Origin of the sequence: Flavicella sp., assembly GCF_029238425.1 — a bacterium.
GTDB lineage: Bacteria > Bacteroidota > Bacteroidia > Flavobacteriales > Flavobacteriaceae > Flavicella.
The window spans coordinates 1-10177 of record NZ_JAQWGB010000057.1 but is presented as its reverse complement, the minus strand read 5'-3'; the positions used below and the strand labels follow the sequence as shown (position 1 = coordinate 10177).

At 32.1% G+C, this 10177-nt stretch carries 9 protein-coding genes and 1 pseudogene; 4 read left to right on the top strand and 6 right to left on the bottom strand.

Going from position 1 to position 10177, the window contains the following annotated elements:
- The 4 genes from P8H68_RS03960 to P8H68_RS03945 all read right to left on the bottom strand — a co-directional run.
- Positions 1–930: hypothetical protein (locus tag P8H68_RS03960; protein ID WP_300321901.1), on the bottom strand; the 930-nt coding region annotated here is incomplete at its 3' end.
- A 71-nt stretch (positions 931–1001) separates the two neighbouring features.
- A complete protein-coding gene (locus tag P8H68_RS03955) occupies positions 1002–2348 on the bottom strand; it encodes a lysophospholipid acyltransferase family protein (protein WP_300321898.1) in 1347 nt (448 codons plus the stop codon).
- A 77-nt stretch (positions 2349–2425) separates the two neighbouring features.
- A complete protein-coding gene (locus P8H68_RS03950) occupies positions 2426–2785 on the bottom strand; it encodes a YraN family protein (RefSeq protein ID WP_300321896.1) in 360 nt (119 codons plus the stop codon).
- Between the two features lie 351 nt (positions 2786–3136).
- Complete coding sequence (locus tag P8H68_RS03945; protein WP_300321893.1) at positions 3137–4270, bottom strand: MFS transporter; 1134 nt, start codon at positions 4268–4270, stop codon at positions 3137–3139.
- Between the two features lie 222 nt (positions 4271–4492).
- Here P8H68_RS03945 and P8H68_RS03940 point away from each other — a divergent pair, with 222 nt between their 5' ends.
- Positions 4493–5389, top strand: coding sequence for an alpha-N-acetylglucosaminidase C-terminal domain-containing protein (locus P8H68_RS03940; RefSeq protein ID WP_300321890.1), 897 nt, complete (start codon positions 4493–4495; stop codon positions 5387–5389).
- On the opposite strand, the gene P8H68_RS03935 is transcribed toward P8H68_RS03940, so the two are convergent.
- A complete protein-coding gene (locus P8H68_RS03935; RefSeq protein ID WP_300321887.1) occupies positions 5356–6453 on the bottom strand; it encodes a TlpA disulfide reductase family protein in 1098 nt (365 codons plus the stop codon). The two genes, P8H68_RS03940 and P8H68_RS03935, sit on opposite strands and share 34 nt — an antisense overlap.
- A 528-nt stretch (positions 6454–6981) precedes the next feature.
- On the opposite strand from P8H68_RS03935, the gene P8H68_RS03930 reads away from it, so the two are divergent.
- A complete protein-coding gene (locus tag P8H68_RS03930; RefSeq protein ID WP_300321883.1) occupies positions 6982–7140 on the top strand; it encodes a hypothetical protein in 159 nt (52 codons plus the stop codon).
- Positions 7141–7177: 37 nt separating this feature from the next.
- Here the strand turns inward: P8H68_RS03930 and P8H68_RS03925 are convergent, their stop codons facing one another.
- Positions 7178–8089, bottom strand: a complete 912-nt coding sequence (locus P8H68_RS03925) for an LD-carboxypeptidase (protein ID WP_300321880.1) — start codon at positions 8087–8089, stop codon at positions 7178–7180.
- A 218-nt stretch (positions 8090–8307) separates the two neighbouring features.
- On the opposite strand from P8H68_RS03925, the gene P8H68_RS03920 reads away from it, so the two are divergent.
- Positions 8308–9612 carry an ammonium transporter gene (locus P8H68_RS03920; RefSeq protein WP_300321878.1) on the top strand — a complete coding sequence of 435 codons (1305 nt, stop codon included), beginning with the start codon at positions 8308–8310 and terminating at the stop codon, positions 9610–9612.
- A gap of 176 nt (positions 9613–9788) precedes the next feature.
- Positions 9789–10177, top strand: a pseudogene (locus tag P8H68_RS03915) (glycosyltransferase family 4 protein); the annotation flags it as partial.

Genomic DNA, 10177 nt, shown 5'->3' with positions numbered 1-10177 from the left:
CAGGAAATAGGAGGTGATAGGTATTTCTGTTCCAAGGATAAATAAAGTTGCTTTTGAACTTGGGTCAAAAGGAATGTAGGAGATGTTATTTCCATTTGGACTCGGTTCCATAATTCTATCAATTCTACCAACGGCAGAGATATTTTTATGAATCTTTTTTACAACGAATCCTGATACTAACTCTAACGCAGGGTCCAACTGTCTGAATTGATGAGAATACTGTACTCCCCATCTTAAATGCTCAGATTTGTAACCAGAGAAGACTTGATAGGTGCTTCTATCTTTTTCTCCTGGCAAACGTTCATAGTCTGCATATACATCAAAATAATAATTTTGTTTGGTTTTATAGGTAAACCCAAGCATTGATTTGGTTCCATCACCCGTTTCATTTCCAAAATTTTGTCCGGTTCCAATCATAAAACGATAAAAAAATCGATCTTTTTTATCAATGGCTCCATCTACAGCAATACCAAAATCTCTACTGGCAACTCCTTGCAAATCCATAGGAGTTCTTAATAGATATCGCATACCCCAAATTTTTTCAATCAGGTCGTAGGTTTTGGTTGGTGATAATCCTAAGATAATTTTATGTCGGCCATTGGTATATCCAACAAATAAATCTTTGACATCGGTTTCATAATTATAGACACCAAAATCACCATCTTGATTGGTTTCTGTTCTGACTCTGGCAAACCATTTGTTTTTAATTTTAGCATCAAATGTGATATAAGCTCTTCTTAAAACAGCCTCCGTTTTTCCTATGTCATCCTCTAAGTGGTGTTGTGAAATATGGTAAAGATCTCCAAATAATAAACCGCCAAGTTTAAAAGAATTTTCCTTTTCTTGAGAAAAACCAATTGTATTGGAAATCAAGCAAATTATGAAAAGTAACCTATGAGGAAAAGATTTGTTAGGCTCAAATAAATTCATGGTTTCAATAATTATAGCGTCAAGATATCAAATTTTTATGTACGGCTGAATCACGAAATGTTATCAATAAATTATTTTTTTTGGTCTGCGAGGTAGTTTTCAAATTCTGTTTTCCCTGACTCTAGTTCGTGTACAATATTTTTTCTAGTCACTTTTAAATCTTGAATTAATTGCTTTTTTCTGTTTTTAAGAAATAAAAATTTTAAAGAACCTCGTACTTGAAAATATTCTTTGATATAATTTATGGTAAACAAACCAACAGGATACAAGGTTAGCAAAAACAATATAGCCCAACCAAAATTAGTATAAACACCTAAGGTAATTGTCATGATTACATAACAAATAAGAAAAATAAACATTCCCAAACCAAGTTTCATAGAGCCAACAAAATCAGCTCGTACAGGGATTTTTTTTGCCAAGATTTCTGCACTTTTAAAAGGAATAAAGTTGAAAATATATCCATACAAGAAAAATGGGAATCCAAAAATAAAATAGAATATCGTCTTCGGATCCTTTAGGATTAAATTCTCATTTCTAATTTGGGTATCTCGTATGCCTAGCCTTTTTAAGTTGGTTAAATAGGAAGTCATTTTTTCTTCTAATTTTTTTAATTGTTCTGGTTTGTTTTTTGAAAAATAGGAGACAGCGGTTACAATGTCCTGAGATAAATAAAAATCTATAGGAGCTTTATGTCCCTCTGTTTTTGTTTCTCGATGTCTACTTCTGTATAGAACTTCTATTTGTTGAATGATTTTTTCTTGGTCTTTATTCTCAATATTGACCGTCACCTTCTCTAGGCTAGATTTTATGTCTTCTGTTAATTCTAATACAGTTTGTTTTTTGTTTTCAAAATATCGGTCTTTATAATCTTTGATATCAATAGGATCTCCAAACTTTACAAAAACATCACTTTTAAAATGATGAGGGTTAGAATAATTGATTCCAATAGGAATCACCACAACGCCTAGTTCAAAATTATTTCTTTCTTCAGCAACTAACGAGATTCTTGAAATCCCCGTTTTTATGGGTCTAAGTCTACGTACGGTTTCACTAATTCCTTCAGGAAAAATCATCACTGTTTTTTTGTTTTCTAAATGCTCAAAACACTTTTCAAATACTTGTTTGTTTTTATGGGTGTCATTTGGAAAAAGGTCTGGCCTGTAGACAGGAATCATATGTAGCTTTGGAAAAAGCCACTTAGAAAAACCACTTTTAAAGGCATCTCCTCTTGATAAAAAATAAAGCTGTCTTTTTATATGAGTAGCCAATAAAATGGGATCCATAAAAGCACTGGTATGATTTACTGCAAAAACAACAGGGCCTTTGGCTGGAACTACCTCTTTATTTTTAATATATAAGGATCTGAAATAAGCCCTGGTCGTAAAATAAAAAAGGAATTTAAATATTCTGTATAGCATTTTTTTGGTCTGTTAGAATTTTTGAGGTAAAAATACAAAACTGAATTTTATAAAATATCTGGATGAGTTTTGAAGCACTAAAAATGTAGAAATGCATTTTCCAAATGCTTTAGATGGATTTTTCCATTCTTTTGTAAAATAGAAATAATATCAAAACGCACCTCCACATCCAAATCATTTTTTATGACATAATGATTGGCAGCTTCTACTAACAATTCTATTTTTTTCTGATTGATAAAGTCCTGTGGGTTTCCATAATAATCATTGGATCTTGCTTTTACTTCAACAATGATAACTTCATTGTCCTTTTTAGCAATTAGATCAATTTCAGCTTTTCTGTACCTAAAATTTTTTTCTAGAAGGATGTAATTTTTTTTTATGAGATAGTCTGCCGCCATCTGCTCACCTTGTTTTCCAAATTCATTATGATCCGCCATTTCTTATTTAAGATACGGAAATTCAATGAGATGTATAAAACAAAAACTCCCACAACTAAGTGGGAGTTTTTAATTTGTTAACCGAATCCAATGGGGGGTAATAGATTCTAAATTCAATTGATTTTTTTTGAATCCGAAAGGGGGTAATAGATTCTCAAAACCTGTTGGATTAATTGTAAATATTACAATTGTTCTGCTAATATAATAATATATTCTTAAAATAAAAGAGAAATTATATTTTTTTATTCCATTTAATGTTTCCTTGACATAAAGAGTCTCTACTTAACCTTTGTATTACCTCTCGTTAATGTTTATAAGGCTTACGTCAAATTTCTTGGTTTTTTATCAAAATTATTTAGGCAACCTAAAAAACAATTTAGAGATCGGAATAAACATGATACCACAAATAATAAATATGATAAACGATTTTCTTAAATCAAAGATATAGGCCACATACCCTATTAAAGGAGGTCCAATTAGCATTCCCACAATACTGTAAGTGGAGACAATGGATATGATCATTCCTGGAGAATATTTTTTAGATTCACCAGACAATGAAAAAGTCATTGGAAATAAGGTGGATACTCCTAACCCTGTAATACAGAAACCAACAAGTGCTGGCCAAAAGAAAGGAAATAAAATAGTGATTCCTATTCCAAATACAATAAGTAGCGAGCTTAGAACAAAAGTTTTTTCTATGCCTATTTTATCAATCACAAGATCCGAAAAGAAACGAGACAAGGTCATACAAATCATAAAGGACAAATATCCTGCGGTAAACAATTCTACTTTAACAACTTCCTTAAAATAAACCCCATTCCAATCATAAATACCACCTTCACAAACAGCGGCAAAAAAGACAATCAATCCAAGATACATGACAAAAGGATCAGGCTTTCCAAAAATTAATTTATTTCCTGTTTTTGGTCTGTCGTTTTTAAGAAGATAAGGATAAGCTATTGAAATAGCGATAATGGTAAATAAAGCGATACAGGCTAAATGCAATTTTATGTCAACATTATATTTTATCATCAGTGTTGAAAATAAGAGGCCAAAAATTCCACCCAAACTCCAAAATCCATGAAAGGCACCGTTTATTTTTTTTGTGAATTTTTTTTGTAAAGTCACTGCCTGAGTATTCATAGCAATATTGATCAATCGAAGAGAAAAAGAAAATCCTGTCAAAGAAAGTATCAATATCCAAAGTTCAGATGCCATTCCAATTCCCAAAAGCGATAGGCTATAAATAAAAAAAGAAATAAATAAAGGACCCCTAGTATTGTATTTAGAAACCAGCCAACCAGAAAAGGGCAAACCAACGACGGCAGTTATAGGCATTACCATTAATAGGTTTCCCAATTGGGCTTCGTTGAATGCGAATAGGTCTTTGATGTTTGGAATTCTTGAGGCCCAGCTAGAAAAACAGACTCCGGTTAGAAAAAAACAGACTCCAATAGCAATACGTTGTTTGACCAATAATTTCATGTTGCAAATATCGAATAGATTTTTGAATTGAAGTTTAAAAAAATGACTTTATGAAAGGAGCTTTTTTTAGCGCTGTTTTTATCAGTATTTTAGCCAATATAGAACTGTTTTATGCTGCGATTTCAACAACAGGTATTTTTTTTAATCACTCTTTTTTGTGTTTTCTCTTGTGAGAAAAAAACCGAGAAAAAGAATGTGTTTATAAAAAAAAATAGGGAAGTTGTGCTTGAAAAAACTAGCTCCTCAGAAGTGCTTGAAAATCTTGTTTCAAATTATCTTAAGGAACTGGCTAAAACTCAAGAAAACAGAATTTTTTATAAAATTGAAGCTCTTGAAAACAGAAAAAAAGCCATTGATGATTTTGTTTTTGAAAGATATGGGGCTGTGTCAGCAAGGGCAACGGAGTCCCTACAGATTTTGAAGAGTTACAATACATTTTTAAAAAAACAAGATTTTTATTTGAGAGGAAATAAAAGTGCTTCTTATAAATGTATAATTAAGGGTGATTTTAAAAATAATTATAAGGATACAGATCCAAAAGAACTATATGTGGCTTTGAATTATTTATTGGAGGATAGGGAGTTTATAGGGAAATCTGATCATTTTAGATTGGATATTGTGGATGTTTTGAGAGAAATATTGGTGTTATCAAGTAATAGTACTTATCAAAAAATAAAAGAAGATCTACATTCTAAAGATTCAATATCTTTTTTACAGCATAGTCAAGAATTTTTAACAATACTCCAAAACTTAGAAAACGTTTTGGCAACTAGAAATGAGTTTTCTTTCGGGGTATATCTTTCAGAAGTTAAAGCCTTAGGAAAAACAGCTGCCGATAAAAAGTTAATAGAACAGATCTTTACTCAAAAAATAATAGCCTCAAATTATGACATGAGTGGGTTGATCAAAACGTTGTATCATCCCTTATGGTCAAACTATTTTTTAGCGATGCAGGAAGATCTGAATCAGAAAACAATCAAAGCTAGGATTGCTCAATTTCTTGAAAAATGGATTCAGGAGCCCAAACAATTACCTAGTTTTTCTGTAGGAGATGAGGTAGAGTTAGTCTTGGAAATATTACAAAACTATTCCTCTTCCAATAAATCGTCAATTTTATAAGAGAGTGCTCTGGTAGCAGTTTTAGAGAGTCCACCTACTTTATAATATTTGATAATCCCTTTTTTATCAATAACAATATTGGTTGGATAGGCAGGAACGTTAAACATACCTGCTTCATATCTACCGTCTGAAACTAAGCTATAGGCAAATGGATGGTCGTTAATAAAATTTTCTAGTTTCGTTTTATCGTCTAAGGCAATTCCTAAAAATACCACGTCAGGATTGTCTGCAAATTCTTCTTTTAGATCATTTAAATGAGGAATTTCAGATTTACAAGGTGGGCATGTTGTAAACCAAAAATTAAGAACAACTATTTTATTTTCATTTGATTTAGTACTAATCTTTTCACCTTCTGTTGTTCTAAACCTATATTTTGGAGTTTTAGACCCAATCATTTTGTCATAAAGGTCTTTGTATTTTTCACTTGGTTTTTTTCTGATTTCAGCATATTGCTCTTTAGTGATCTTCGTGAATTTATCTAATGAATAATAAGATTCTGGTAGTTTGGCATAATTTATTTTTTGAGCCACAACTCTATATCTTCCTAGATATTTATCGTAAGATGTATAATCCAAAAGAAAACCAGGTATATCAAACTGTTTTACAAATTTCAACCCAAATTTTTGAGTGCTGTAAATTTTTGTTGGGACTCCTTTAACAATAGTAATATACTCTTCACAGGGCAACCCAATTATTTTTTTAGTTTTTCCTTTTTGTAAAGTGGCCTCTTTGTATGGGTTTTTAAAAGCATCATAAATAGCTGCTTTTGAAGAACTTGTTTCCATACAATTATAAAAAATTTCTTCTTTATAATCCAAAAAGTAAAATTTTTGTTGCCCAGAAGTTGTCCCAAAGCGCATTTCTTTCAATTTGTTTTTATTGAATGCAACTACTATTTCACTGATATAAGAAGAAGATTTTTTTTGCCTTTCCGATAAATCATTTTCATATATAACAGAGTATGTAATGATGACATCATTTACAATTTTATTGGAAGCTGCCGTTTTCCATTGTGCGGATAAAAAACTAAAATTTAAAAGAAGTAATAGGGAAAAGATTTTCATAGAATATTTAGCAATCATTTTTTTTCGCACGAAGATAATGAATATTGGATCTTGTTATTTAAAGGAATAAAAAATAATTTTTAAGTTTTTAGTATAACCTGTTGTGAATCAGTTTAAAAATTTTAATATTTGTAACTCAGATGAAAAATAATAATACACATACATCAGTTTTAGTTGCTTTTTGTAAGCACGTAATTCGATTGAACATGGTGAAAAACCAAGTGTCAAGGACGAAACTGTATGATGATATGTGATAAAAAGATATCTATCCAATACGAAAAGCGTCCATGTAAATGGACGCTTTTTTTGTGCAATTTTATCAACTTTAAATTTTTAACTATGAACACACAAGTACGTACATCAACAGTAAAAGCAATGCAAATGTCAAATGTCACAATTTTTAAAAAGAAGCATTTTGTATGCCAATCCACCAGCCTTTATAATACCAATTAGAAATACTATTAATTTCTTATGAATTGTAGAGGCGCTTTTTAGGCGTCTTTTTTTATGAGAAAAAATAAATTAATTATGAAAACAATCAGAAAAATTGCTACAGCAATTGATACTTATTTAGAGAAAAACCTATTAAATTATATTGACAAAGTTACCAATACGTTATACCCAAAACCACATTTAATGGATGATGATGTTGAAGACGATGATGATGAGCCTATTTTATTTATTTAAATTCTAATACGGCTATTTCTTAGAGATGGCCGTAATTTTAATCTTCAAAGGAAATACTTGCTTCTGTTTTTGTGACAGTAAGTTCAATGTTTCTACCTAAATAAAGAGCTCTATTTTCAGGATCATGTCCAGCCGGGAAATCAAAAACAACAGGGATATTTTTATCAGGCAACACTTCTAAAATAATTTCTTCAATACTTTTTCCATAGGAGGGACTGTTTTTTTTGATATGACTCATACCACCAACAATAATTCCCGCACAGTCTTCAAAATATCCATTTCTTTTGAGCCCTTGCAATAGCCTGTCAATATGGTATTTATACTCACCGATTTCTTCAATGAATAATATTTTTCCTTGGGTGTTGATACTTGATGCTGTTCCCAATAGGTTTTCTAGTAGGGTTAAGTTTCCTCCAACTAAAGATCCTTTTGCAGTACCTTCAACATTAAATTTTGAGGATGCGACGGCATAATTTTCTAATTCTCCAAATAATGCTTGTTTTAGAGTTTTTACACTTTCTATCGTTTTTTCTTTTGGAAACTCCACATTAACGGGCATCATACCATGTAAGGTTTCAATTCCCAACGTATGAATATGATTGTGAAAAACGGTGATGTCTGAGTAACCAATAACCCATTTCGGATTTTTTTTAAATTCCGTAAAATCCAAGTCGTCTATAATTCTAACGGCCCCATAACCACCTCTTGCGCACCAAATGGCTTTTATAGAGGGGTTGTCTATAGCTTCTTGAAAATCAGCGCCTCTATTTTTATCTGTTGCAGCATAGTGATGGTATTTATCAAAAACATGCTCACCAATAACAACAGTCAAGCCCCATGATCTTGCCAAATCTGCTGCTTCATAAATACTTGCATCGTTTTTGATAATGCCGGAAGGAGCAACAATAGAAATGGTATCTCCAGTTTGTAGAAAGTCAGGTCTTATCATGTTGGTGTTTTGTGCAAAAAGCAATTGAAAACTGCAAAGTATAAAAAGAATAAATTTCAACGTAAAGGTGTTTGAATTGATACAATATTACAATTATTTTGAAGAAATTGATACAAGGAAATTCATCAAATTTCAAGTGAGTTTTTATAATCTCTAATAAAACATGTAGTTTTGTCGCTCATAGAAACTATCATATAAATCGAACTAAATTAAAAATCATGAAGAAAAAATTAATAATGTTAACCGTTTTGTTACTAGGAGGTTCCACGCTTTCTGCATCGGCAGCAAATAACATTAACTCTGGGGATACTGCTTGGATGTTAATGTCTACTGCACTTGTAATGATGATGACGCCAGCAGGTTTGGCCTTATTTTATTCTGGGTTAACTCAAAACAAATCTGTATTGAATACTATTGGAATGTCCTTTGTTTCATTTTGTACAGGAATCATTGCCTGGGTAATCATTGGGTATAGTTTCGCATTCTCTGAAGGAAATGCATTTATAGGAGGTTTTGACTACCTTTTATTACATGGAATCAAGCCAACTGATGGAGACGGAATTCCATTACTATTAGACGTAATGTTCCAAGGAACTTTTGCAGCAATAGCTGTTGCCATCGTTTCAGGATCTATTATTGAAAGAGTAAAATTTTCTACTTGGACAATCTTTTCCTTTGTTTGGGTAATTGTTGTTTACGCTCCAATTTGTCACTGGGTATGGGGATCTGATGGATTCTTACACGGAGATTTAGATTTTGCCGGAGGTACGGTTATTCACGTGAATGCGGGGGTTGCTGGTTTGGTATTATCGTTATTGTTAGGGAAAAGATTACACCTTGATGAAGAAAGAAAACCATCGTCAATTAAATTGATGATTTTAGGAGCCGCTTTGTTGTGGTTCGGATGGCATGGATTTAATGGAGGATCTGCTTATGCAGCGAACGGAATTGCTGCCAATGCAATTTTAACAACCAACGTAGCTGCCTGTTTTGGTGGTTTGGTATGGTTGATTATCGAATGGAAAATTGTTAAAAAACCTACCTTAATTGGTATCGCTTCGGGTGCTGTTTCTGGTTTGGTTGCGATTACACCAGCAGCTGGATTTGTTGATGTTACTGGTGCTTTGGTTATCGGTGGTGTTGGTAGTATTGTAGGATATTGGGGAGTTGTAAAATTCAAATCATTTACAGGACATGATGATACCTTGGATGCTTTTGGTATGCACGGTTTGGTTGGAATTGTTGGTGCAATTTTAACGGGTGTTTTTGCTACTTCAGTGGTAAACCCTGATGGAGCTGGACTGATTGATGGAAATCCTTGGCAGGTACTTTTACAGTTGAAATCTGTGGGAGCAACGATTATTTATTCTGCAGTTGCAACCTATGTTGTTTTTGTTGTAGTTGCAAAAATTACGGGTGGAGCTCGTATCCATGAGAAACACGAATTAGAAGGTATGGATATCAGTTACCACGGTGAATCTCAAATCAATATTGATAAAAATGTAATTGAGGATTTGGATTAGATTTTATTTAAAAATATGAAATTTTAAAAAAAAGGCAGCGAATAATATTCGTTGCCTTTTTTTAATAGGTTTTTCTACGCGTGATTGTGTTTTGTAAGGGTAGGATATTTACCTTTGTTTGAAGGAATCGAGAATAATTATTCTATCGTTTTTCTGTAAATTTAATTCTTGTTCACATGAAGATTGTTATTGTTTGTAAAAGTAAACTACCGGTACTTCTTTATGGAGGAACGCAACGAGTGGTTTGGTACTTGGGTAAAGAATTAGCGAAACAAGGACATACAATTGTGTTTTTAGCGGGTAAAGGTTCTCAATCTGAATTTGCTGAAGTTATTCAAATAAATGATGATATTTCAATTTTAGAACAAGTTCCAAAAGATGCAGATGTTGTTCATTTTCAGTCAGATCCAGGTGGATTAAATGATTTTAACATTCCATATGTCATAACCATGCATGGAAATGTCAATGTCAAATGTAATTTTGATAGAAATACTATTTTTGTTTCTAAAAATCATGCTTCACGTTACAACTCTTCTTCTTTTGTATATAACGGTATGGACTGGGA